The organism is Streptomyces sp. NBC_00203, from assembly GCF_045206325.1.
Lineage (GTDB): Bacteria > Actinomycetota > Actinomycetes > Streptomycetales > Streptomycetaceae > Streptomyces > Streptomyces lutosisoli.
Genome location: NZ_CP108126.1, coordinates 681,983 through 705,286 on the forward strand (window position 1 = coordinate 681,983; position 23,304 = coordinate 705,286).

The window sequence follows — 23,304 nt, forward strand, 5'->3', positions numbered from 1 at the left end:
CTCCTGGATCTTGGCGGAACGAAATCCTCCGCGCCAAGATGCCCGCATGAAGGGTGATCTCTTTTCCAGTGACCACATGGTGCAGCCCGCCGTCGCGCCGGGCATGACCATTCAGAACGCCAAGTCCATCAAGTACGCCGTCAACGGCGAGATGCTGGCACGACAGGGCGCGATGGTCGCCTACCGGGGGAATCTGCAGTTCGAGCGCAAGGGCCAGGGCATGGGCGGCATGCTCAAGCGGGCGGTCACCGGTGAGGGGCTGCCGCTGATGACCGTCCGCGGGCAGGGCGAGGCCTGGTTTGCGCACGAGGCGCAGAACTGTTTCATCGTCGGCATCGAGCCGGGCGACGTGTTCACCGTCAACGGGCGCAACGTGCTGTGTTTCGACGCCACCTTGTCGTACGAGATAAAGACCGTGAAGGGCGCGGGCATCACCGGCGGCGGCCTGTTCAACAGCGTCTTCACCGGCCACGGCGGTCTGGGACTGATCTGCGAGGGCAACCCGCTGGTCATACCCGTCTCGCAGCAGCAGCCGGTGTACGTCGACACGGACGCCGTCGTCGGCTGGACCGCCCATCTGCACACCTCGCTGCACCGCTCGCAGTCGATCGGCTCGATGATCCGCGGCGGTTCCGGCGAGGCCGTGCAGTTGAAGCTGGAGGGCGAGGGTTACGTCGTCGTGCGTCCCAGCGAGGTGACGCCGCAGAAGGCGCAGCAGCACTGACACCGAGGCCGCGGACGAAAGGACGCCCCGCCGGATGGCGGGGCGCCCTCATGTGGTGCGTCAGTGCCCCGCGGCGGGGGTGTTGGCGGCCGTCACATTGACGGCGGCCCAGGCCTTGTTGACCGTCTTGTACTCGGTGCTGCTCGACCCGTACATGTCGGCGGCGGCCTTGAGGGTGGCCTTCCGCGCGTCATGGAAGTCGGTCGTGGAGACCATGTAGCGGGTGAGCGCCCGGTAGAAGATCGCGGTGGCCTTGGTCCGGCCGATACCGGTCACCGTCGAACCGTCGTACGTCGGCGAGTCGTACGTCACCGAGCCGATCGTCTTGCGGCCGCTGCCCTCGGCGAGCAGGTAGTACGCGTGCGAGGAGACGCCGGAGCCCGCGTGGACCTCGGTGTCGTAGACCTCGGGCGCCCAGTAGTCGACCGTGCCTTCGAGCTTGTCGAGGGACGGGTGGTCGAGGCGGCGCAGGAACTTCTGCTCCAGGCCCAGCTTCTCGCCCAGGAGGTAGTTCGGCGGGTTCTTCGGGTTGTTGGCCGAGAACTCGACGTTCGAGCCGAAGATGTCGGCGAGCGACTCGTTCAGGGAGCCGGGCTCCCCGTACTGGTTGCCGTCCTGGTCCACGCGGGTGGGTTCGAGGGCGGCGGTGGCGTCGACGACGCCGTGCGTCAGCTCGTGACCGGTGACGTCGAGAACGACCAGGGGCTTCTTGAACAGGTCGCCGTCACCGTCGCCGTACAGCATGCAGCCGCACGTCGAGTCCCAGAAGGCGTTGCCGACCTTGTTGCCGAAGTGGACCATCGCGTGGGCACCGGCGCTGTTGTTCTTGATGCCCTTGCGGCCGAAGGTCTTCTTGTAGAAGTCCAGCGTCTTGGTGATGCCGTACTGGGCGTCGACCGCGGCGGTGGCACGGCTGGACGTGGTGCCGCTGCCCCACTTGTTGTCGCCGTCGGTGAACTTCTTGCCGCCGGCGAAGGATTCCAGCTCCTGGCCCCTGGCGTCCCGGGTCTCGGTGTTCCACCGGGTCCGGTCCTTGAGGAGGAAGCTGGTCCGCGCGGTCTGCGTCGTGCTCAGCGCCACCTTGCCCGCGAAGAGCGAGGCGCCGCTGCCGGTGGCCGTGGCCGGGTACTGGCCCGCCGCGGTCGCGCCGCTGATGCCGGTCAGCCCGGTGACAGCGGTACCCGTCTCGGGGGTCGCCGACTCGCCCCGCTTGCGCAGCGTCTCCTCCAGGGACGGCGAGATGAACTCGTCGCTGTCGGGGGTGTTGCTGCGCACCTTGCCGGTCTGGGCGTCCACGACGACCGTGCGGGAGCCGCCGGCCTCCGTGGTGTCGCTGTCCGTCACGCGCACCTGGTAGGCGAGCGCGGCGGCGCCGTCACGGGCGTCGACGACCAGTTCGGCGCTGCCCGCGTCACCCTTGGCGACCGCGGCGGCCTTCTGCTCGGCCTGCTGGGGCGTCAGCTTCGCCTCGGTGGTGGCCGGCTTGACCACGTGGTCGGCCGCCCGGGTCACGCCGAGGTAGCCGGACTGCTTGCTGAGGTGGACGACCAGGTCGCCGCCGAGGACCGGGAGGCCCTGGTGGGTGCGGACGAAGCGGACGTGCTGCTTGCCGTCCGGGTCCGTCATCACGTCCTTGGCCTGAAGGGTGTCGCCCTGGGTGACACCGGTGGCCGACGCGTGAGCGAAGGCCGCGGCCCTGGCGGCGTCCACCGGCGAGGTGGCCGAAGCCGCCGTGCGGGCGGGCGAGTCGGGCGCGGCCGCGAAGGCGGAGCCCGCCGGGAGAGTGGCGGCCGTCGTCACCGCGACGGCTATCGCCACGCGGCGTATGTGGGGTCTACGCACTGAGTTCCTTCGAACAGGGCGGCCGGGATCGCCAACCGCCACGAGGCACGGCGCTGTTGGGCGCCGTGGGAGCTGTTGGGCCCCGAGGCGACACCTTCACAGATTCATCATGTACATGTAAAGACGAAAGATCCCTTTTATTTGGTTTCTGGGCGATGTCTTTACGAATGTTCACTTCTCGGTGATCAACGGGTGCCCAACTGCGCGCCGCCCGGACAGATGTGAGGGGGAATGAGGCGGTTGCCTGGTGAGGCCCATTGACACGCGTATGTGATCCATGTCGCAGCGCCTCCGGCCCGGAGCGGACGGGTCCGGAGGCGCGCAGGTGTCAGATCGTGCGGTGGGCGAGGGAGGACAGCAGGGTGCGCAGCTCCCCGGCGGGGCGCGGGGCGAGCGACGCGTCCGCCAGCAGCGTGTCCGCCGCGGCGAGATGACGGCGGGCCTCGCGCAGGGCCCCTGTGCGACCGCCGGCCCGCTCGACGAGGGACGCGGCGTGGCGAACGGCGGCGTCGTCGAGCGCGGCCGGTGAGGCGAGGAGTTCGGCGAGCGCACAGCGGCCGGGCCCGTTCAGGGCGACGAGAACCGGGAGGGTCTTCTTCCCCTGGCGCAGGTCACCGTGGACCGGTTTGCCCGTGACGGCCGGATCACCCCAGATGCCCAGAAGGTCGTCGGCGATCTGGAAGGCCACCCCGAGATGGCGCCCGGCGCGGTCCAGGGCGGTCGTGGTCTCCTGTCGCGCTCCCGCCAGTTGGGCGCCCAGGGCCAGCGCGCCGCCGAGCAGCGCACCGGTCTTGTGCTCGGCCATCGCCTCGTACTCCCCCACACCGACCGCCTCGGCTCCGCGCCAGGGGCGGTCGGCGAACAGCAGGTCGTCGGCCTGGCCGCGGACCAGGTCGCGCAGGGCCGTGGTCAGGTGCCGTACGGCCGCGGCGGCGTGCGCGGTCGCGGGCCCCGTGGTGAGGGTCTCCACGGCCAGGGCGAACAGCGCGTCGCCCGCGAGGACGGCGGGGCCCGTGCCGTACGCCTTCCACACGGCGGGGCGGCCGCGGCGCAGTGCGTCGCCGTCCATGATGTCGTCGTGGAGCAGCGAGAAGGTGTGCACGAGCTCCACGGCGACGGCGCCCGGCACGCCCGCTTCGGCACGGCCGCCGGCCGCCTCCGCGCCCAGTACGGCGAGCGCCTGCCGTACGCCCTTGCCCTGGCTGTGGGTCGCGGGGGCGCCGCCCACCTCGCAGCGGCCGAGCGCGTATCCGGCCATCTCCGCCACCCAGGGGTGCAGACTGCCGATCGCCTCCGCGAGGGCGGGGGCGACGAGTTCCCGGCAGCGGCTCAGGATCTCCGGCGCGGCGGGCGGCGACTGCAGGGCCGTACCGAGAGGGGTCATCGGGCGGCCACCGCGTCCACACTCCCGGTCGGCGTGAGGCCGAGTTCGGTCCGCGCCCGCTCGACCATGTCCCGGGCGTGCCGCAGCCCGATGCCCTCCAGCACCCGCGCCAGTTCGGCCAGTTCGGCGGCGGTCTCGGCGCGGTCGCGGCCCAGGCGCGCCAGGGACTTGACGAGACCGAGCCGCGACAGGGCCCGGCCACGGGGCTCGCTCATCGCCTCGAACTCCGCGAGCGCCTGCGCGTAGACGTCGCGGGCCTCCTCGTACCGTCCGGCCCGGTAGAGGACGTTGCCGCGCATCTTGTGGTTGTAGGCGAGCGCGCCGGACAGCTTCATCGCCCGGCAGGACACCTCCGCCTCGCCGAGCAGTTCCAGCGCGCGGTCCACGTCCCTGTCGCGTACGGAGACGATGTCCGCGAGGCCGCGCAGGGCCCAGGCGTGACCGCGCCGGTCCTCGGCGCGGGCGGCGATCTGGGCCGCCTCCTCGAACATGGCGTACGCGGTGTCGTAGGCGCCGGTGTTGCGGTGTATCTGCGCGATGCCCTCCAGGGCCCACACGGTGTGGCGGGCCTCGCCCCGTTTGCGGGCCTCGGCCAGGAGCTGTTCGTGCAGCGCGGTCACGGCCGCGTAGTCGCCCTGGATACGGCCGGTCTCCGCCATCCCCGCCAGGGAGTAGCCGCGGACGACCACGTCCCCCGCGTCCTGGCCGAGTTCGGCGGCCAGCCGCAGCAGCCGCCACGCCAGCGGGAACGCGCCACGCTGCCGGGCCAGCGTGCCGCCGCTCCACAGCGCCCACGCCATCGCTGCGGTGTCGCCGGCCTCGCGGGCGGTGCGGTAGCTCGCCTTCCACGCCCGGTCGGCGTCCTTCACCTGGCCGAGGCGGCGGTGCGCCTCGGCGACCGCGAGGCCCGAGCGGGCCGCCTCGGCCCGCGCCCCCGCGCGCTCGGCGGCGCGCAGTTGCTCGGTGCCGGCCGCGAGGACGTCGGTCAGTGAGGAGTTCACGGACAGGGTGGTCAAAGCGCCCTGGTACTCCGGGGCGAAGGCCTTGCCGTACATGAATGCCTTTCCGTCTGCCACCGGTCGGCCGCGTTCGCTCGCGAGCCGGCGGTGATGGCTGTTGCTGGCTTCCGCGGGTCGGCAGCCTGTGACGGCTCAGCTCTACGCACGACGTATACACGATATGTATACGCAGAGCGTATAGTGTGCCGGATTTCCACCTGGGAATCCCTCACTCACCAAGGTTCACGCGCTGCCCACCCGTTGCCGATCAAGACGACGGCGGCGCCCGCAAGGTTGCCTGGCCTTGCGGGGAAGCCGAAATTGCGCTGCGAGGAAGCTTGAACGAGCCACAGAATGGCGGAAGTTGACCTCTCACACCGGAAGCAGGCGCCGATGCCCGCAAGCCCGATGCACGCCGACGAGGCGCGGATCGACGACTCGCTCGTACGACGGCTGCTGGCCGCGCAGTTCCCGGTGTGGGCCGACCTGCCGTTGAAGCGCGTCGAGTCGTCCGGCACCGTCAACGCCGTCTACCGGCTCGGCGACGACCTGGCCGTACGCCTCCCGCGCATCCCGGCGGGCGCCGGTGACGTGGAGAAGGAGGGGGACTGGCTGCCACGGCTCGCGCCGCTGCTGCCCTTCGCCGTGCCCGAGATCCTCGCCATCGGTGTGCCCGGGGAGGGGTACCCCTGGTCGTGGGCCGTGCTCCGCTGGCTCGACGGCGAACTTCCCGTCCCCGGCCGCCTCCCCGACGCCCAGGCGCTGGCCGTCGATCTCGGCCGGTTCGTCGCCGCGCTGCGACAGGTCGACCTGCCCGGAGGGCCGCCCGCCTACCGGGGCGGGCCCCTGACGGCGGTGGACGCCGAGACGCGCTCGGCGATCGCCGAACTCCACGGCGTGATCGACACGTCGGCCGCGACCGCGGCCTGGGAGGCCGCGCTGGCGGCACCTCGATGGACCGGCCCGCCCGTGTGGGTCCACTCCGACCTGATGCCGATGAACCTCCTCACCCACCAGGGCCGCCTCAGCGCCGTCCTCGACTTCGCCACCCTCGGCACCGGCGACCCCGCCAGCGACCTCATCCCGGCCTGGAATCTCCTCCCCGCCGAGGCGAGACCCGCGTTCCGAAGCACCGTGGGCACCGACGACGCCATGTGGGCACGGGGGCGCGGCTGGGCCCTGTCCATGGCCCTGACCCAACTCCCGTACTACCGCACCACGAACCCCGTCATCGCGGCCAACGCCGAGCATGTGATCGGTGAGGTCCTTGCCGATCTCTAGCCCGGACTCGTATCAGATCCGCTACGGGTGGACGCGTGGATCCCGCCCGGCTCAAGGAAGCGGTCCAGGGGTTCGCCCCGGGGAACGGGTCTTCGGCGACGTCGCCTAGGGAAGTCCCCTAGGACTCCACGAGCGCCTGCGTGCCCAACACGCCCAGCAGCGCGAGCCGTTCGGCGTCCTGGGTGCCGGGCTCGGCCGTGTAGAGCATGATGCGCAGGTCGCCGCCCGCGACGCTGAGGATGTCGCAGTCGAGGGTCACGGGCCCGACCTGGGGGTGGTCGATGGTCTTGCGGGACGCCTCGTGGCGGCCCACGGCTCCGGACTCCCACAGTTCGGCGCACCGGTCGCTGTTCGCGCGCAGTTCCGCGATCAGGCGCCGTAGCCGCTGGTCGGCCGGATACCGGCTCGCGGTCGCGCGGAGGTCGGCGACGAGCGTGGCCTCGAATGTGCGCCGCTCCTCGGGGGTGTGGCGGACGCGGCTGCCCGGGCCGATGAAGTTGCGCCAGACGCCGTTGCGCTCGTTGCCGCGCCAGCCCGACGGATCGCCCAGCAGCGCCGCGTACAGCGGGTTGGCCAGCAGCAGGGTCCACGCCGCGTCGTAGACCGCGGCGGGCGTGCCGGTGAGCCGGTCCAGCAGCCGGTGCACGCCCGGTGTGATGTGGGCGGGCACCATGTCCCGCCCCGGCGGTACGAGCCCGGCGACATGGAACAGATGCTCGCGCTCGGCTCCGGACAGCCGCAGCGCGCGGCCCAGCGCCTCGACGACCTGCTCCGACGGGTTGGCCGCCCGGCCCTGTTCGAGGCGGGTGACGTAGTCGACGGAGATCCCGGCCAGCAGGGCCAGCTCCTCGCGGCGCAGCCCGGCGGCGCGGCGGTGGCCGCCGGCCGGCAGTCCGGCCGCCTCCGGCGGGACCCGGTCGCGCCAGCGCCGCACCATCTGCCCGAACTCCGTACTCGCCATGCCATCAACTGTGCACCGCCCGGCGCGGACATGCCTGGTACTGACAGTCCCAGGAAGACAGGACTCCTGGCTGACCGCACCGCCGCGCCGGAACCTGGACCCATGACTACGACACTGATCACCGGAGCGAACAAGGGGCTCGGTTTCGAGACCGCCCGTCAGCTCATCGAGGCAGGCCACACTGTCTACATCGGCAGCCGGGACCCGGAGCGCGGGCGACGGGCCGCCGAACAGCTGGGGGCGCGGCTGGTCGTCCTCGACGTCACCGACGACGCGTCCGTCGCCGCCGCCGCGAAGACCATCGAGGCCGACGGCGGACTCGACGTGCTCGTCAACAACGCCGGCGTCGAAGGGCGCGGCGAGGGGAACACCGTGGTCGGCGCCGCGGACGTGACCGCCGACATGATGCGGTCGGTGTTCGAGACGAACGTCTTCGGCGTAGTACGCGTCACCCACGCGTTCCTGCCACTGCTGCGACAGTCCGCCGCCCCCGTCGTGGTGAACGTGAGCAGCGGCCTCGGCTCGATGGCCCTGGTCACCGCCCCCGACACCCCGACGTACGCCTACCCGGGCGTCGCCTACCCGGCGTCCAAGACCACCGTCAACATGATCACCGCGCAGTACGCGAAGGCGTTCCCGGCCATGCGGATCAACGCGGTGGAGCCGGGCTACACCGCGACCGACCTGAACGGCCGCACGGGTACGCAGACCGTCGCGGAGGGCGCCGAGATCATCGTCCGCATGGCGCGGACCGGCTCGGAAGGACCCACCGGCGGCTACTTCGACGCCTCGGGACCGGTCCCCTGGTGAGCGAGACGACCACACCGGACATGGAACATATATTCGATTACGGGGGTACGCTGGTCGCATGGCCATGCACCTCCAGGGCTCGCTCTTCGACCAGACCGACGAGCTCCACCTCAGTCCGCTGAACCGGATACGCCGGACCGCGCTGGGCGCCGGGGCCTGGATCGACCTGCTGCCCGGGTGGCTCGGCGGGGCCGACGCGCTCTTCGACCGGCTCGCCGCGGAGGTGCCGTGGCGGGCCGAGCGACGGCAGATGTACGAGCACGTGGTGGACGTACCGCGGCTGCTCGCCTCCTACCGCGCGGGCGACCCGCTGCCGCATCCGATCCTGGACGAGGCCCGGGACGCGCTGTCCGCGCACTACGCCGCAGAGCTGGGCGAGCCGTTCACGACGGCCGGGCTCTGCTACTACCGGGACGGCCGGGACAGCGTGGCCTGGCACGGGGACAAGATCGGGCGGGGCGCCCGTGAGGACACCATGGTCGCCATTCTGTCGGTGGGCGCTCCGCGCGATCTCCTGCTGCGGCCGCGCAGTGGCGGGGACACCGTGCGGCGCCCCCTCGGCCACGGCGACCTGATCGTCATGGGCGGCTCCTGCCAGCGCACGTGGGAGCACGCCATCCCCAAGACGGCGCGGGCGGCGGGACCTCGGATCAGCATCCAGTTCCGGCCGCACGGGGTGAACTGAGTCCGCGGCCACACCGAGCGGAACGCGCTACCGCTCTTCGAGGGACACCTCAGGGTGTGAGCTGGCTCTGCACCGTCGGTGCGTACCGTTCGACGATGTCGTCGATCGTGGTGGCGCGCAGACGGGTGCCGCGCGCGATGCCGTACATCACGCCGAGGCCGAGCAGGGTGCTGACGGCGAGTTCGGCGCGCAGGCCCGCGTCGGGGCCGGTGAGGCGCTCGGCGAGGCGATCGCTGACCTGGGTACGGAAGTTGGCGCGCAGTATGTCGCCCTGCTCGCCCTGGAGCGGGGCGAAGACGATCCGCAGAATGGGGTCGGCGCCGCGCTGGGTCTGGCCTTCGAGGAGATGGCGGACCATATGGCGGCCGAGTTCCTCCAGCGGCGCGTCCAGCAGGGCGTCGGCGTCGGACTCGAAGGACATCACGCGCGCGAACAGCGCGTCCTTGTTGCCGAAGTACTTGAGGATCAGCGGCGCGCTCACTCCCGCCCGGTCGGCGACCGCCTTGAGCGTGATGTCCGCGTGCGCGTGCCGGGCCAGCAGATAGCGGGCCGCACGCAGGATGGCCGCCTTCGTCGCCTCCGCGTCACGGCGCGGCGGTGCGGCGGGGGGTGCCGTGAGACCGGGGTGCGGGGTGGTCACGGTGCTCATGCTCCTTCGAGGGCTTCGTCGCGGGGCGCCGTCGTACGGCGGCGGGCGCGCCGGGTGTCGCTTGAGGCGGGGTCGGCGGGTATGGCGAGGGCGGCGGCGCAGGCCACCAGTGCGACCGTACCCGCCATGGCGAAGGCCAGCAGATAGCCGTGCAGCGTGGGGACCGGGGCGCCGCCGATCAGGCTCGTGTGGTGGACGAGTACGGCGGCGACGGCGGCGCTGCACATGGCCTGTCCGATGGTGCGCATCAGGACGTTGACGCCGTTGGCGGACGCGGTCTGCCCGGGGGGAACGGCGCGCAGGATGAGGGTGGGGAGGGCCGAGTACGCGAAGGTCGTGCCCGTCGCGCAGATGGTCGAGCCCACGATGATCACCCACAGGTCGCGGCTGTCCGCGATGCGTATGACATAGCCGAAGGCGATGATCGCGGCCCCGATGGCCAGCGTCACGCGCGGACCGCGGGCCGCCGAGATGCGCGCCGACACGGGCGACAGCAGCAGCATGGTCACTCCGCCGGGCAGCAGGCACACGCCCGTCGCCACGATGGAGAGTCCGAGCCCGTAGCCGGTCGCCTCCGGCGCCTGCACCAGTTGCGCCGTCACCAGCGAGTTGCCGTAGAAGGCGAACCCGGTCAGGAGCGCGGCGATGTGCGGCAGGGCGACCCGCGGGCGGGCGGCCAGTTTCAGGTCGACCAGGGGGCGTTCGGCGCGCCGCTGCTGCACCCACCACAGGGCCAGGATGACCACGCAGGCCACGAGCAGACCCAGGATCCGGGGGCTGGTCCAGCCCCACGTACCGCCCTGGGACACCCCCAGCAGCAGGCATACGAGTCCCGCGGCCAGGCCCAGCGCGCCCGTCGTGTCAAAGCGGCCCGGCTCGCGTACGGGCGACTCGCGCACCGCCCACCAGGCCAGCGTCAGTCCGCAGACGCCGAGCGCGGTCGTCGCCCAGAACATGACATGCCAGTTGGCGTACTGGACGATCAGCGCGGCGAGCGGCAGACCGAGCGCGGCGCCGATCCCCACGGTGGAGCTCATCAGCGCGACGGCGGAGCCCGTGCGCTCCGGCGGCAGTTCGTCCCGCAGGATGCTGATCGACAGCGGTACGACGGCGGCGGCCGCGCCCTGCAGGGCCCGCGCCGCGATGAGCAGACGGATGTCCGACGTGAGGGCACACACGAGCGAGCCCACCGTCATCATCCCGAGGGCCATCAGCAGCACGCGCCGCTTGCCGTACATGTCTCCCGCGCGGCCCAGCACCGGCGTCAGCACCGCTCCGGACAGCAGCGTCGCCGTCACCATCCAGGAGACCGTGCTCGCCGAGGCGCCCGTCAGCCGGGGCAGATCCGGGAGCAGGGGCACCACCACCGTCTGCATGACGGCCATGAGAATCCCGCCGAACGCCAGGACAGGGACCGCCAGCCGATCGCGCAGGACCGCCATGGGCACTCCAGAAGTCGACGCGAAAAAGAAGGTGAATGGTGATTCACCATAGCGGTGAATCACCATTCACCCAAATGCGCCGGCGACATATTGCCAGGTTGCTACCGGTGGGAGCGGGCCTGCACCGTGCGGGCCACCTGGGGGCCCAGCCAGCGCTTGAAGCGGCGCAGCGCCTCCAGCTGTCCGGCCGCGCGGTCGATCCGGTAGTACAACTGCGGCGGGATGTACGGCAGCAGCGGTGAGTGCCGCTGGCCGAGCAGGGCGAACATCTGCGCCGGTGGGAGACGGATGTAACGCGGGAGGTTCTCGTACCACTGGGCGCTGTGCCGGGCCGCGCTCTGGACCGACAGGAGCGCGGATTTGCGTTCCCGCTCGTAGTCGGCGAGCGCGGACTCCAGTTTCTGGTGGTCGCGCAGCGCTCCGGCCAGGGAGATGGCGTCCTCCAGGGCGAGGGTGGTGCCCGCGCCGATCGAGTAGTGCGTGGTGTGGGCGGCGTCGCCGAGCAGGACGAGGTTGCCGCGGCGCCAGGTCCGGTTGGTCAGGGTGCGGAAGTTGAGCCACTGCGCGCTGCCGTCGGCCTGCGCCCTGCCGATCAGCCCGTGTCCGTCCAGCAGGTCGGCGAAGAGCTTCTCCAGCCGGGCCAGCCCGTCGGCCTCGCTCGCCCGGTCGAGCCCGAGGCCGGTCCAGGTCTCCGGGGAGCATTCGACGACGAGGGTGCTGTGGTCGTCGCCGAACCGGTAGGCGTAACACCAGATCCAGCCGTGGTCCGTCTCCACGAACGAGAAGGTGAAGGAGTCGAAGACCTTCGTCGTGCCGAGCCAGATGTAGATGTTGCGGCCCAGCGTGACCTTGCTGCCGAAGTGGTCGGCGTGCCGCTCGCGCAGCGCGCTGTTCACCCCGTCGCCGGCGACGACGAGGTCCGCGTCGGGCAGCCGGCCGGGCGTGATCTCGTGCTCGAACTCGACGCGTACGCCGAGCGATGCGGCACGCTCGGCGAGCAGGTCGAGCATCCGCCGACGTCCGATGCCGAATCCCTCGTCACCGTGGTGGACCGTCGTCCGGCCGCCGACGTGGGCCACCCCGTCGCTCCAGCGGACCGAGTTCTCGCTGACGGCGAGCGCGGACTCGGAGTCGCCCTCGCGCAGTTTGTCGAGCAGGCCCGAGCAGTAGGTCACCCCCAGCCGTAGGTGGATCCGGCCGGGTTCCGCTCGTAGACGGCGATGTCATGGGACGGGTCCTGGCGCTTCATCAGGATCGAGAAGTACAGGCTTGCGGGTCCGCCACCGACGCACGCGATCTTCACGCGCACTCCCCTTTGTTGCACAAAGCGGTCAATTGATCACGAAGAGTAGCAGGAGGTATCACCGTGGGAGTTCACGTCACCTTGCGGGCGTGAGCCGCGCCACTCACCGCGAGCCACCCCAGCAAGATCATCGCCAGCGGGCCGCCCAACGGGAGGAATTTCGCCCTCCGGTGGCTCGCGAGCCCCTCCGACAGCAAGATCATCTTCGTTCAAGCTTGCACGACATTTACTTAATTGTCCGGATCACAGCCAACCGACATTCGGCGATTTCTCCCGCTCTTTGAGGACCCGATAGGCATGACGAGTCGTCAACAGAGCTGATCACTGGAGGTCTCCGCATGCCGGAACTCACTCGTCGCCGTGCCCTCGGGGCCGCGGCCGCGCTGGCCGTCGCGGCCGGAACCCAGGCCGTCGCCGCACCCGCGGCGTCCGCCGCCGAACACCACCACGGCGGGCCCGACCCCTTCGACGAGGTCTACCGCGGACGCCGAATAGAAGGCCGTCCCGTCAGCGGGGGCGGTCACCACCACGACGCCGGATACACCGTGCTCATCGACGGCGTGGAACTACACGTCATGCGGAACGCCGACGGCACCTGGATCAGCGTCGTCAGCCACTACGACCCCGTACCCACCCCCCGCGCCGCCGCCCGCGCCGCGGTCGTGGAGCTGCAAGGGGCCCCGCTCGTCCCCTTCCACACCAACTGAACCGCCCCGCAAGCAGATCGTGGAGTCCCGCACATGACCGTACGCAAGAACCAGGCGAGCCTGAGCGCCGACGAGAAGCGGCGTTTCACCGACGCGCTCGTGCAGCTCAAGCGCAGTGGCCGGTACGACGCCTTCGTCACCACGCACAACGCCTTCATCATGGGTGACACCGACAACGGCGAGCGGACGGGTCACCGTTCACCGTCGTTCCTGCCCTGGCACCGCAGATTCCTCCTCGAGTTCGAGCAGGCCCTGCAGTCCGTCGACTCCTCCGTCGCGCTGCCGTACTGGGACTGGAGCACCGACCGCACGGCGCGCTCGTCCCTGTGGGCGCCCGACTTCCTCGGCGGCACCGGGCGCAGCCTGGACGGCCGGGTGATGGACGGCCCGTTCGCGGCCGCGTCGGGCAACTGGCCGATCAACGTGCGTGTCGACAGCCGTACGTACCTGCGCAGGTCGCTCGGTGGCAGCACCCGGGAGCTGCCGGCCCGCGCCGAGGTGGAGTCCGTGCTCGCCATGGCGACGTACGACATGGCGCCCTGGAACAGTTCCTCGGACGGCTTCCGCAATCACCTCGAAGGCTGGCGGGGCGTCAATCTGCACAACCGCGTCCACGTCTGGGTGGGCGGTCAGATGGCCACCGGCGTCTCCCCCAACGACCCGGTCTTCTGGCTCCACCACGCCTACATAGACAAGCTGTGGGCCGACTGGCAGCGCCGCCACCCCGACTCCGGCTATCTGCCGCTCGCCGGTACCCCCGACGTCGTCGACCTCAACGACACGATGAAGCCGTGGAACGACGTGCGGCCGGCGGATCTGCTGGATCACACCGCGTACTACACGTTCGACACCGCCTGACCAGGACCGGCTCCGGTCGCGGAGGATCCTCGCACGAGGGGCCTCCGCGACCCGCGGAAAAGGAGCGGCGCTCAGCCGCGCCGATCGGCAGGATGAGAGACGTGCTGATCATGGACGCCGTACTGGAGACCTACGAAGCCACCGACTTCACTCTGTGGCCCACCGCCGAACAGCCGGCGGACCGCTTGCTCGCCCTCTCCGGCGACCTGTCGCCGCTTGAGGTCGGCACCGCGATGGCGGTCCTGGCCGGCTACAACCAGACGCAGCACACGCGCGATGACCCCGGCCCCCAGGACGGCCTCGCGTTGCTTCGCCGCCTGGTCTCGGTCGAGTCCGTCATCGCTCCGGGCGGCCTGCGACTCAGGGACACCGCCACCGGAATCACCGTGTCGCCCGGGTGCTGCTTCGGTCTCGAGAACTGGCGGGACTGGCCGGATCTGCTGGACGGCGAGACGCCCTGGCTCGGCCACGACCCCGCGCCGGGTGTGGAGCACTCCGGCTCGCTCGTCCGGCTCCGGCCGGACGCGGAACGCCCGGCCGGCCCGCCGGTCGAACTGCCCCTGAGCGAACTTCCGGTGCTGCTCGGCACCGTGCGGAGCGCGCTGGCCGGGTTCCTGAGCCTCGTCGGGCAGTGGACGGAACGGGACTTCCCCTCAGCGCTCGCCGCACAGGTCGTCGCCAAGCTTGGCGACGGCCTGGCCGTCGGCGCACCTCTGCGGGAAGTCCCCTGAAGCTCTGGAAAGCGCAGATCCGGAGGTCGCCTACGCGTTGCTCGTCTCGGCGGTACGGCACTCCGGGTGCCCCCACCCCTGGCCGAGCTTGGCGATCGACTCGCCCGCCGCGTACGAGCGGCCGCACAGGCACCGGCCCGGGAACTTCGCCTTGATGGTGCGGCTCGATGTGCTCTGCCGCGCGGTCTTCGCGGCCGGGCGGCGGCGGGCGGGGGCAGGCGTGTCGGGAGAGGACGGCGGCTCCGGGGAGCCGAGCTCGCTGCCCGCCGGCTGCTGGACGATCGCGGCCTGGCTCGCGGCGCGGTCGGCGAAGTCGTTGAGCCGGTCGCCGTCGACCTGGTGCGCGGGGACGTAGCGGAACTCCACGGTGCGGCCGTCGAGGAGCTCGTCGATGCGGGCGACCAGTTCCTGGTTGGCTACGGGCTTTCCCGCCGCCGTCTTCCAGCCCTTGCGCTTCCAGCCCGGCAGCCAGGTCGTGACGGCCTTCATCGCGTACTGGGAGTCCATCCGGATCTCCAGCGGCACATCCGGGGCGATCGCCGTCAACAGCCGCTCCAGCGCGGTGAGTTCGGCGACGTTGTTGGTCGCCGTGCCCAGCGGGCCGGCCTCCCAGCGGGTGGGACTCTCGTCCCCGTCGGCGACGACCCAGGCCCATCCGGCGGGTCCCGGGTTTCCCTTCGAAGCCCCGTCACAGGCGGCCACAACGCGTTCAGGCATGGCCCCGATCATGCCACGGTCCGGCCGGGGCCCCGCGCCGCGGGCTCACCGGGCCCCGGAGAAGCTGCCCGCGCCGAGGAGTCGCCGGCCCAACGGGGTTGCCGTGTGCAGGACGTACTTGCCGTCGCGGTGGCTGGCCACCAGTCCCCCGTCGCGCAGGACGCCGAGCTGGTAGCTGACGCTCGGCAGCGTGATCCCGACGGCCTCGGCGACTTCGGAGGTGGTGCGCGCGCTGCGGCCCGCCACCTCGGTCAGTACGGCGGTCCTGGTGCGGCCCAGCAGGCGTTCGAGCCCGTCGTCCGTGCCGCGCGCGATGGCGAGGGGCGCCTTCTCGACCGGGTAGACGAGCACCGGATCGAGGCCCGGGTCGGCCAGCGCGGTCGGTCGGCGCCAGCAGAAGTAGGACGGGACGAGGAGCAGGCCGCGGCCCTCCAGATACAGATCGCGCTCGGCGGGGTAGTCCACTTCGAGCACGGGAGCGTTCCAGCGGGCCAGCGGGCGCAGTCCGTCGAGGAGCGCCCCGGTACCGCCGTCGAGGAGGGCCCGGGAGCGCAGGTCGACATCGTTGCCAACCGCCGTGCGGATGTGCGCCCAGTACGGTTCCAGCAGCGCGCGGAAGTAGCCGCCGAGGGCTCCCGCCAGGGACTTGAGGGCATCGCTGCCGGGTCTGCCCAGTGAGGTCGTCCAGTTCGGCAGCGGGCGTGAGTCGGCCAGCCGCGTCAGTTCGCGGACCAGCCGTGGGCGAGGGGTGCTCCGCAGTTGGTCGAGAGCGGCGGGCAGACCCCCGCCGGTGACCGGCGGGGTGAGAAAGTCCGGGATGTAGCCGGTCGCGGGGATCAGTGCCCGCAGCGGGCGCAGCGCGCGGCCCGCGACCGCGTCCCTGGAGAGCCGGTCATGGGCCGCGCGCCGCCACTGCCCGAAGTCGAGCGGTCCCTGCCCGGTCTCCAGCCGGCAGACGCTGCAGATCAGTTCCCACAGCGGATCGGGTTGCCGGGCCACGCGAATGTTCAGCAGATCGTGCGAGGTGAAGTGAATGCGGAGCATGCGGTCTCTTTCGCTCGCCGTCCTGGTGGGGGATCCGGCCACCCGAAGGTGGCACGGCCACAAAGTGGGACGAGCACCGCATCCACGCGGTTGCCCTCGTGCGGGGAATGCCTCACACGTCGGTCGTCTTGGGCATGTCCCCTTGGGTGGTCTTCATGTCGATGACGGAGAACGACGCGCCCTGCGGGTCGCTCAGCGCGGCGAACCGGCCGAACGGGCTGTCCATGGGCCCGAAGCGCAGGATGCCGCCGCGCTCGGTCGCCTTCGCCACGGCCGCGTCGCAGTTCTCGACGGTGAAGTACAGGTTGACGTACGACGGCACCTCGGGCGGGAAGTCGTCCGTCATCTTCATCCGGCCCAGGACCGTGCCCTCGCCCAGGTTGTACATCCGGTAGTCGACCGCGTCGTCCTGCATCTGCTTCGCGGTGTACCCGAAGACCGCCGGGAAGAACGCGTCGGACTTGTCGGGTTCGCGGGTGAAGACCTCGGCCCAGGCATACGCGCCGGGCACGCCCGTCGCCTCGAAGCCCTCGTGGGTGCCCGCCTGCCAGACGCCGAAGACGGCACCGCCGGGGTCGCGGGCCAGCGCCATCGTGCCGAACTCGCCGACCTGCATCGGCTCCATCAGCACCTCACCGCCGTTGTCCTTGATCTTCGTCGCGGTCGCGGCGGCGTCGGGCGAGGCGAGATACAGACACCAGGCGGACTGGCCTTCCTGCCCGGGCATCGGCGGGACGACGGCGGCCACCGCCTTGCCGTCCGCGTACGCCTGCGTGTAGTTGCCGTACTCGGAGGACGATTCGCCGAACGTCCAGCCGAGTACGTCACCGTAGAAACTCTTCGCTCCCTCGACATCGCTGAACATCGCGTCCGCCCAACAGGGCGTTCCTTCAGGCTGTACGGCCATGACGTCGACCTTCTCCGGTTCGGTGAACGGTTCCGCCTGTCACGCTAGCCAGCGTTCCGCCGGGCCGCGCGCCGAGCGGGGTGTCCTGCACGACACTGGAGGGCGGGCACGGTGGTCGTCGACGCGACGGGACGGGACGGGCGATGATGCAGGCGTGGCAAGTGGCCCGGCCTGGGCCGGTCGACGGGAATCCGCTGCGCTTCGTCGAGAAGCCGGTGCCGGTACCCCGATCCGACGAGCTTCTTGTCCATGTCCGCGCCTGCGGGGTGTGCCGCACCGATCTGCACGTCGCCGAGGGCGACCTGCCTGTGCGCCGGCCGGGGGTGACACCGGGGCACGAGGTCGTGGGTGTGGTCGCGGGCATGGGCGAGGACGTGAGCGGGTTCGCCCTCGGCGACCGGGTGGGCGTCGCCTGGCTGCGTCGTACGGACGGCACCTGCGGGTACTGCGTGCGCGGGTCCGAGAATCTGTGCCCGGCCTCCGAGTACACGGGCTGGGACGCCGACGGCGGGTATGCGGAGTACACGACCGTTCCGGCCGCCTACGCCTACCGGCTGCCCGCCGATGTGGACGACGTCGCCCTGGCCCCGCTGCTGTGCGCGGGCATCATCGGCTACCGCGCGCTGCTGAGGGCCTCGCTGCCGCCGGGCGGGCGGCTCGGGCTGTACGGCTTCGGCGGCAGCGCCCACCTGTGCGCACAGCTCGCCGTGGCGCAGGGCGCCACCGTGCACGTACTGACCCGTGACCCGGCCGCCCGGCGGCTGGCGCTGGAGCTCGGCGCCGCATCCGCCCGCGGGGCGTACGACGAGCCGCCCGAGCCGCTGGACAGCGCCATCCTGTTTGCACCGGTCGGCGACCTCGTCCCGGTGGCGTTGCGGGCGCTCGACCGTGGCGGGATCCTGTCGGTCGCGGGGATCCACCTGAGCGACACCCCGCCCCTGCGCTACGAGCGCGAGCTGTTCTACGAGAAGGAGCTGCGCAGCGTCACCTCCAACACCCGCGAGGACGGCCGGGACTTTCTGACGCTCGCGGCGCGGTACGGCGTACACGCCACGACGCACACCTATCCGCTGTCCGAGGCCCAGCAGGCCCTGAAGGACCTCGCGGCGGGCCGCTTCGAGGGGGCGGCGGTGCTGGTGAACGACCTTTCGCCACGGCACTGAGCATGCGGGCGCCCCGCCCGCGTGCGTGGATGGACCCAGGCGTGTGCGGCGGTGGAGGTGGCATGGCGGGCCGAGGCGGTGCAGACCCTGCGGGTGACCGGACCCCGTCCGGCGCCATGGAGGACGCCGTCGAGTCGATCGGCACCACCTTGGACGAGCAGACCACGTGTACCGAGCTCGCGGCGTTCGTGTGCCGGTACTTCTGCGACGCCGCGGCGGTGGATCTGCTGCCCGCGGACGCCCCGGCCACCCGGCAGACGCCCGACCCCGGCCTCTCGCGGGTCGCCACGGCGGGCCACACCGAACTGCTGACCCCGGCGCGAGGTGCGCGTCCGCTGGCCGTGCGGGCGCTGGACGAAGGACACCCGATCACTGCCTCGCTCGACCTGTCCGGCCGGGTCCCGCGGCAGGTCATGACCGTGCCGCTGCTCGCCCACGGCCGTGTGTACGGGGTGCTGCTGACCGTCCGGCGGGGGCCGGCGTACACCGACGCGGAGACCACCGGCACGCACTACGCGGCACGCCTGGCCGCCGTCCACCTCGGCCATTCCCGCCAGCACAACGCCGTCCGCAGCGCGGTTCTCGACCTTCAGCGGGCGCTGCTGGCCGAGCCGGGGCGGCCGCATCCCAACCTCGATCTGGCCACCCGCTATCTCCCGGCCGGGGACAGCACCCTGGTGGGCGGGGACTGGTTCGAGACCGTACGGCTGCACTTCGGGCGCACCCTGCTGGTCGTGGGCGATGTCATGGGGCACGGGCTGGAGGCGGCGGTGGACATGAACGCGTACCGCTCGATGCTGCGCTATGTCGCCTCCACGGATCTGCCGCCGCACCGGGTGCTGCGCCGCCTGGACGCCGCGGTCGCCGAGGACGGCACCCGGCGTCCGGCCACCTGTCTGCTCGTCCAGGTCGACCCGGCCCGCGGCACGGCGGTCCTCGCCGGGGCCGGGCACCTGCCGCCGGTGGTGTTCGCCGGGGACGGCACCGGCGAGCTGCTGAATCTGCCGGTCGGTCCCCCGCTGGGCACCGGCGTCGGCGGCTATGAGCCGGCCACCCGTTCACTCGCGCCCGACGACACCCTGGTGATGTTCACCGACGGTCTGGTGGAGCGCCGCGGGGAGGACATCGACGCATCGCTCGCCCGGCTGGCCGGGCTGCGGATGCCGCCCGGGGCGGCCGTCGACGAGCTGCTCGACGAGGTCCTCCTCAAGCTCGACGCCCGCCACGCGGAGGACGACGTGGCGGTACTGGTCGCCCGCATCCGCCCCCGGCACCCGACATGACGTCGCTCAGCGGGCGCATCCCCGCCTCCGCCGGGCGAGGACTTCGTCGAGGGTGGCCGCGGGGCTGAGCATGTCCAGGCTGCCGTGCGCGCGCAGCAGCCGGTGGACGCGCCGCGTACAGAGCAGACCGAAGTCCGCGTCGGCGTCGGTGACCCGTTCGCGGAAGCGCAGCACCATGCCCAGGCCGGTGCCGTCGACGAAGGACGTGCGGCGCAGGTCCACGACGTACAACCGGGCGGGCAGGGCCGCCACCGAGTCCAGCCACGGGCGTACGTGCAGGACGGCGGCCAGGTCGATGTCGCCGCGCAGTTCGACGAGCAGCAGACCGGCTCCCGCGTAGAGGTGGGCGTGGTCGCTGGGCGGTGGCCAGGAGACCCCGTTGATCCGCTCCAGGGCGTGCTCGCTCAAGCTGTCCCGATCCGTTCTGTGGGCGGCGCGGGCCTGGCGGGGCGTACGCGGCCGGATCACCGTGGCGCCGGGAGGTGACAGCCGGCGCGTCCCGGCGCGGGTTCGTGCGGCGGCGATCCATCCCCGCACCGCACGAGCCCGCGCCGGAACTCCCCCCGTGCGGCTCCCCCTTGAACCGTGGGCGGTTTCTGTTCTACCTTCGCCACATGGTCGGGGCATCAACGCCCGCTCACCAGCGCAACAACGTGGGGGCGGCGGCAGCTGGGCCGGGTGGTGCGGGATGCGTCCTCACCTCGCGCTGATCGAAGACGATCCCGACTTCGCACTGATGTGCCGTACGTATCTGGAGCGGGCGGGGTTCACCGTCACGTGGGCGATCGACGCCCGGGCCGGCAAGTCCGCCCTGTACGACGGCGGCATCGCTCTGGCCGTCCTCGATCTGGGGCTGCCGGACGGCAGTGGCCTGGAGCTGCTGCGGGCGCTGCGTTCCACCAGCCGCCTCCCGGTGATCGTCGTCTCCGGGCGCGGCGGCGAGGCGGACCGGGTGGCGGGCCTGGAGATCGGCGCCGACGACTATCTGGTCAAGCCCTTCTCACAGCGGGAGTTGGTGGCTCGCATCCGTGCGGTGCTGCGCCGGTCCCAACCGCCCGACGCGCCGGTCGTCCTGGAGGTCGGGGCGCTGCGCGTCGACACGGCGGGCCATCAGGCCGCCGTCGCGGGCATCGCGCTGACGCTGCGGCCCAAGGAGTACGCCCTGTTGGAGCTGCTGGCCCGCTCCCCCGGCCGGGTCTTCTCCGCCGAGCAGTTGCTGGAGCAGATCTGGGGAGCGTCCTGGCAGCAGCCCGCGACCGTCGTCGAGCACGTCTACCGGCTGCGCGGCAAGCTCTCCGGGCTCCCCACGCCCGCGCCGCGGATCACCACGGTGCGCGGCTTCGGTTACCGACTCGATCCCTGAGGGCCGCCATGTCCACGAGCACCCCGCATCCCGCCCCGGACTTCCAGAGCCTGTTCGACGCGACGCTCTCCCCGCTGCTCGTACTGGCGCCCGATTTCACGATCGTGGAGGTCAACCGTGCGTATATGACGGCCACCCGCACCGGGCGGAGCATCGTCGGGCGCCCCATCTTCGACGTGTTCCCCGACAACCCGGACGACCCGTCGGCCGACGGCGTGGCGAACCTGCGCCGTTCGCTGCGGACCGTGGTGGACACCGGGCGTACGGACTCCATGCCGTTGCAGCGCTACGACATCCCCACGGGTGACGAGGGCGCGTTCGCCGAGCGGTACTGGAGCCCGGTCAACACACCGGTGGTGGACGGTGACGGCCGGGTGACCCACATCATCCACCGCGTCGAGGACGTCACCGACTTCGTCCATCTGCGCCGAGTCGGGCGCGAGCAGGAGCGTGCCGTCGCCGAGGCGCAGATGCGCGCCGAGGGCATGGAGATCGACCTGTTCGTCCGTGCCCGGGAGATCCGCGAGGTCAATGAGCAGCTCAGCCGTGTCAACGCCGAACTCGACGCGGCGGGGCGGACGTTGAAGGAGGAACAGCAGGCCAAGGACCGCTTCATCGCCACCCTCTCGCACGAGCTGCGCAATCCGCTCGCCGCCGCCACCGCGGCCACCGAACTGCTCGCGCTCGACCTGCCGGACGGCCATCCGGCACTGCCGGTGCTGGAGCGGCAGCTCAGCACGCTGGTGCGGATGAGCAACGACCTGCTCGACGGGACACGGGCCGTGACCGGGCGCCTGGAGCTGGTGCGCCAGCGGACCGACCTGTGCACCGTCGTGCACGGCGCCTGCGCCGACATCCGCGGCCTGTTCGGCCACGAGGACCGCGCCCTCGACGTCGACCTGCCCGCCGATCCGGTGCTGGTCGACGGGGACGGGCTGCGACTGGCCCAGGTGCTGACCAATCTGCTGTCCAACGCGCTCAAGTACACGATGCCGGGCGGCCGTACGCGGGTACGGCTGTCGACGGCGAAGACGGCGGCCATGACGCGGGCCCCGTACGGGCAGGTGCGGCTGACCGTCGAGGACGACGGGATCGGCTTCGCACCGGGTCAGGCCGAGGAGTTGTTCGGGGTCTTCATGCGGGCGGCCCCCGCCGGACCGAGCACCCCCGAGGGCCTCGGTCTCGGGCTCGCGGTGGCCCGGACGATCGTCGAACTCCACGGCGGCCGGATCACCGCGCACAGCGACGGACCGGGAACCGGCGCCTCGTTCACCGCGCTGCTCCCCCTCGCCCCCTCCGGCGCCCCGGAGCCGCGCCGCGCACCGTCCGCCCGGCCCGCGCCACGGCAGTTGGCCGTCCTGATCGTCGAGGACAACACGGACCTCGCCACCACCTATCGCACCCTGCTGGAGCGGCAGGGGCACCACGTCACGGCCGTGCACACCGGCGCGGACGCGCTCACGGCCACCGAGTCCCACCTCTTCGACGTCGTGCTGTGCGACCTGGGGCTGCCCGACATCGACGGCTACGCGGTGGCGCGCGCGATCCGCTCCCGCCCGCACGGCCAAAAGGTCCGCCTCATCGCGGTCTCCGGGTTCAGCCGGGGCTCCGACCGCGGCCAGTCCACGGCGGCCGGGTTCGACGCCCATCTCGCCAAGCCGCTGCCCCTTGCCGACCTGCTGGAACTCCTGGAAGGCACACTCCCCGAGCGGTGATCTCCGCTGGTTTCACGGGTGTGGCAGTTGGGCCATTTATCCCTTGTGCAAGGGCGTGGGGTTCTGGACGGGGCGTTCGCGCTGCTCGACGCGGTCGAGCAGGCGGGTGAGGCGCGTCTGAGCGCGCTGGCGGCGGACTCCGGGCTGCCGAAGAGCACCGCGCGGCGGCTGCTGGAACAGCTCGTGGAGCTGGGCGCCCTGGAGCGGTCCGGCGGCCTCTTCCGCATGGGCTCGCGAATGTTCCGGCTCGGGATGGGCTGGCAGCCGTCCCCCGGAATACTGGCGGGCGCGCGCGGGCCGGTGCACGAACTGGCGCGCGCCACAGGCGCCACGGTCGCGCTCTTCGTGCTGCGCGAGGGCCGGACCATAGCGGTCACCGCGGTGCCCGGAGAGCTGGAGCCGTTGCTGCCCGTGCGGGCGGGGATGACCTTCCCCTGGACGACCGCCGCGGGCAAGGTCCTGGTGGCGGGGGCGCCCTCCGGGCTGCCGGTGGACGGGCCTCCCGGAGCCTGGCGGCGCGAGGCGGCCACGATCCGGGATGCCGGTTTCGCCGTCGACCACCAGGAGGTCGTGGACGGCGTGTGCTGTGTCGCCGTACCGCTGCGCGACCGCACCGCGGCGGCCGTCGCCGCCCTGTGCGTCCTGGTCGACTCGACGAGGCCGCTGCCCGCGCTGACGGACGCGGCGATCCGGGCCGGGCGGGCCATCAGTGCCACGATCGGGTGAACTCGGGCCGT

22 protein-coding genes and 1 pseudogene are annotated in these 23,304 nt (G+C 71.7%); 12 read left to right on the top strand and 11 right to left on the bottom strand.

Going from position 1 to position 23,304, the window contains the following annotated elements; genetic code table 11:
• Positions 1-46: 46 nt before the first annotated feature.
• On the top strand, positions 47-724 hold the full coding sequence (locus OG975_RS03370) for an AIM24 family protein (RefSeq protein ID WP_406327286.1): 678 nt from the start codon (positions 47-49) through the stop codon (positions 722-724).
• 60 nt (positions 725-784) lie between these two features.
• Here the strand turns inward: OG975_RS03370 and OG975_RS03375 are convergent, their stop codons facing one another.
• The 3 genes from OG975_RS03375 to OG975_RS03385 form a co-directional block, all read right to left on the bottom strand.
• Positions 785-2,566: a M4 family metallopeptidase gene (locus OG975_RS03375; protein ID WP_406327288.1), complete on the bottom strand. Its 1,782-nt coding sequence runs from the start codon at positions 2,564-2,566 to the stop codon at positions 785-787.
• 328 nt (positions 2,567-2,894) lie between these two features.
• On the bottom strand, positions 2,895-3,950 hold the full coding sequence (locus tag OG975_RS03380; protein ID WP_406327290.1) for a polyprenyl synthetase family protein: 1,056 nt from the start codon (positions 3,948-3,950) through the stop codon (positions 2,895-2,897).
• A complete protein-coding gene (locus tag OG975_RS03385) occupies positions 3,947-5,005 on the bottom strand; it encodes a tetratricopeptide repeat protein (protein WP_406327292.1) in 1,059 nt (352 codons plus the stop codon). Before OG975_RS03385 ends, OG975_RS03380 begins: the two co-directional genes overlap by 4 nt.
• Positions 5,006-5,341: 336 nt before the next feature.
• Here OG975_RS03385 and OG975_RS03390 point away from each other — a divergent pair, with 336 nt between their 5' ends.
• A complete protein-coding gene (locus OG975_RS03390) occupies positions 5,342-6,229 on the top strand; it encodes an aminoglycoside phosphotransferase family protein (RefSeq protein ID WP_406327294.1) in 888 nt (295 codons plus the stop codon).
• 118 nt (positions 6,230-6,347) lie between these two features.
• On the opposite strand, the gene OG975_RS03395 is transcribed toward OG975_RS03390, so the two are convergent.
• On the bottom strand, positions 6,348-7,190 hold the full coding sequence (locus OG975_RS03395; RefSeq protein WP_406327296.1) for a helix-turn-helix transcriptional regulator: 843 nt from the start codon (positions 7,188-7,190) through the stop codon (positions 6,348-6,350).
• Between the two features lie 102 nt (positions 7,191-7,292).
• Between OG975_RS03395 and OG975_RS03400 the strand changes: the two genes are divergently transcribed.
• Both OG975_RS03400 and OG975_RS03405 read left to right on the top strand, forming a co-directional pair.
• The gene (locus tag OG975_RS03400) at positions 7,293-8,000 is read left to right on the top strand and encodes an SDR family NAD(P)-dependent oxidoreductase (protein ID WP_406327298.1); all 708 of its coding nucleotides are present in this window, start codon (positions 7,293-7,295) and stop codon (positions 7,998-8,000) included.
• A gap of 58 nt (positions 8,001-8,058) precedes the next feature.
• Positions 8,059-8,685: an alpha-ketoglutarate-dependent dioxygenase AlkB family protein gene (locus OG975_RS03405; protein WP_406327299.1), complete on the top strand. Its 627-nt coding sequence runs from the start codon at positions 8,059-8,061 to the stop codon at positions 8,683-8,685.
• 49 nt (positions 8,686-8,734) lie between these two features.
• Here the strand turns inward: OG975_RS03405 and OG975_RS03410 are convergent, their stop codons facing one another.
• The 3 genes and pseudogenes from OG975_RS03410 to OG975_RS03420 form a co-directional block, all read right to left on the bottom strand.
• Positions 8,735-9,334, bottom strand: coding sequence for a TetR family transcriptional regulator (locus OG975_RS03410; protein ID WP_406327301.1), 600 nt, complete (start codon positions 9,332-9,334; stop codon positions 8,735-8,737).
• Positions 9,331-10,776, bottom strand: a complete 1,446-nt coding sequence (locus OG975_RS03415) for an MFS transporter (protein ID WP_406327303.1) — start codon at positions 10,774-10,776, stop codon at positions 9,331-9,333. Before OG975_RS03415 ends, OG975_RS03410 begins: the two co-directional genes overlap by 4 nt.
• A gap of 101 nt (positions 10,777-10,877) precedes the next feature.
• Positions 10,878-12,079: pseudogene (locus OG975_RS03420) on the bottom strand (FAD-dependent monooxygenase).
• Positions 12,080-12,417: 338 nt separating this feature from the next.
• Between OG975_RS03420 and melC1 the strand changes: the two are divergent.
• The 3 genes from melC1 (at position 12,418) to OG975_RS03435 (ending at position 14,375) form a co-directional block, all read left to right on the top strand.
• The gene (gene melC1, locus OG975_RS03425; RefSeq protein ID WP_406327305.1) at positions 12,418-12,786 is read left to right on the top strand and encodes an apotyrosinase chaperone MelC1; all 369 of its coding nucleotides are present in this window, start codon (positions 12,418-12,420) and stop codon (positions 12,784-12,786) included.
• Positions 12,787-12,819: 33 nt separating this feature from the next.
• Positions 12,820-13,644, top strand: a complete 825-nt coding sequence (melC2, locus tag OG975_RS03430) for a tyrosinase MelC2 (protein ID WP_406327307.1) — start codon at positions 12,820-12,822, stop codon at positions 13,642-13,644.
• Between the two features lie 92 nt (positions 13,645-13,736).
• Positions 13,737-14,375: a hypothetical protein gene (locus OG975_RS03435; protein ID WP_406327309.1), complete on the top strand. Its 639-nt coding sequence runs from the start codon at positions 13,737-13,739 to the stop codon at positions 14,373-14,375.
• Between the two features lie 30 nt (positions 14,376-14,405).
• Here the strand turns inward: OG975_RS03435 and OG975_RS03440 are convergent, their stop codons facing one another.
• From OG975_RS03440 to OG975_RS03450, 3 genes are all read right to left on the bottom strand, one after another.
• Entirely contained in the window at positions 14,406-15,104 is a 699-nt protein-coding gene (locus tag OG975_RS03440) for a ribonuclease H (protein WP_406327311.1), read from the bottom strand.
• Between the two features lie 33 nt (positions 15,105-15,137).
• Positions 15,138-16,136 (bottom strand): ArsR/SmtB family transcription factor, encoded by a 999-nt coding sequence (locus OG975_RS03445; RefSeq protein ID WP_406327313.1) that lies wholly within the window; start codon positions 16,134-16,136, stop codon positions 15,138-15,140.
• 112 nt (positions 16,137-16,248) lie between these two features.
• Positions 16,249-17,043 (bottom strand): VOC family protein, encoded by a 795-nt coding sequence (locus OG975_RS03450; RefSeq protein ID WP_406327315.1) that lies wholly within the window; start codon positions 17,041-17,043, stop codon positions 16,249-16,251.
• A gap of 146 nt (positions 17,044-17,189) precedes the next feature.
• Between OG975_RS03450 and OG975_RS03455 the strand changes: the two genes are divergently transcribed.
• Positions 17,190-18,206 carry a zinc-binding alcohol dehydrogenase family protein gene (locus tag OG975_RS03455; protein ID WP_406336130.1) on the top strand — a complete coding sequence of 339 codons (1,017 nt, stop codon included), beginning with the start codon at positions 17,190-17,192 and terminating at the stop codon, positions 18,204-18,206.
• Positions 18,207-18,268: 62 nt separating this feature from the next.
• A complete protein-coding gene (locus OG975_RS03460; RefSeq protein WP_406327317.1) occupies positions 18,269-19,489 on the top strand; it encodes a PP2C family protein-serine/threonine phosphatase in 1,221 nt (406 codons plus the stop codon).
• A gap of 6 nt (positions 19,490-19,495) precedes the next feature.
• Here the strand turns inward: OG975_RS03460 and OG975_RS03465 are convergent, their stop codons facing one another.
• Positions 19,496-19,897 carry an STAS domain-containing protein gene (locus OG975_RS03465; protein ID WP_406327319.1) on the bottom strand — a complete coding sequence of 134 codons (402 nt, stop codon included), beginning with the start codon at positions 19,895-19,897 and terminating at the stop codon, positions 19,496-19,498.
• Between the two features lie 280 nt (positions 19,898-20,177).
• Here OG975_RS03465 and OG975_RS03470 point away from each other — a divergent pair, with 280 nt between their 5' ends.
• From OG975_RS03470 to OG975_RS03480, 3 genes are read left to right on the top strand one after another with little or no spacing between them, the layout of a single operon-like run.
• The gene (locus OG975_RS03470; protein ID WP_406327321.1) at positions 20,178-20,852 is read left to right on the top strand and encodes a response regulator transcription factor; all 675 of its coding nucleotides are present in this window, start codon (positions 20,178-20,180) and stop codon (positions 20,850-20,852) included.
• 8 nt (positions 20,853-20,860) lie between these two features.
• Positions 20,861-22,567: an ATP-binding protein gene (locus OG975_RS03475; RefSeq protein WP_406327323.1), complete on the top strand. Its 1,707-nt coding sequence runs from the start codon at positions 20,861-20,863 to the stop codon at positions 22,565-22,567.
• A gap of 45 nt (positions 22,568-22,612) precedes the next feature.
• Positions 22,613-23,293, top strand: coding sequence for an IclR family transcriptional regulator (locus OG975_RS03480; RefSeq protein WP_406327325.1), 681 nt, complete (start codon positions 22,613-22,615; stop codon positions 23,291-23,293).
• The last annotated feature ends 11 nt before the right edge of the window (positions 23,294-23,304 follow it).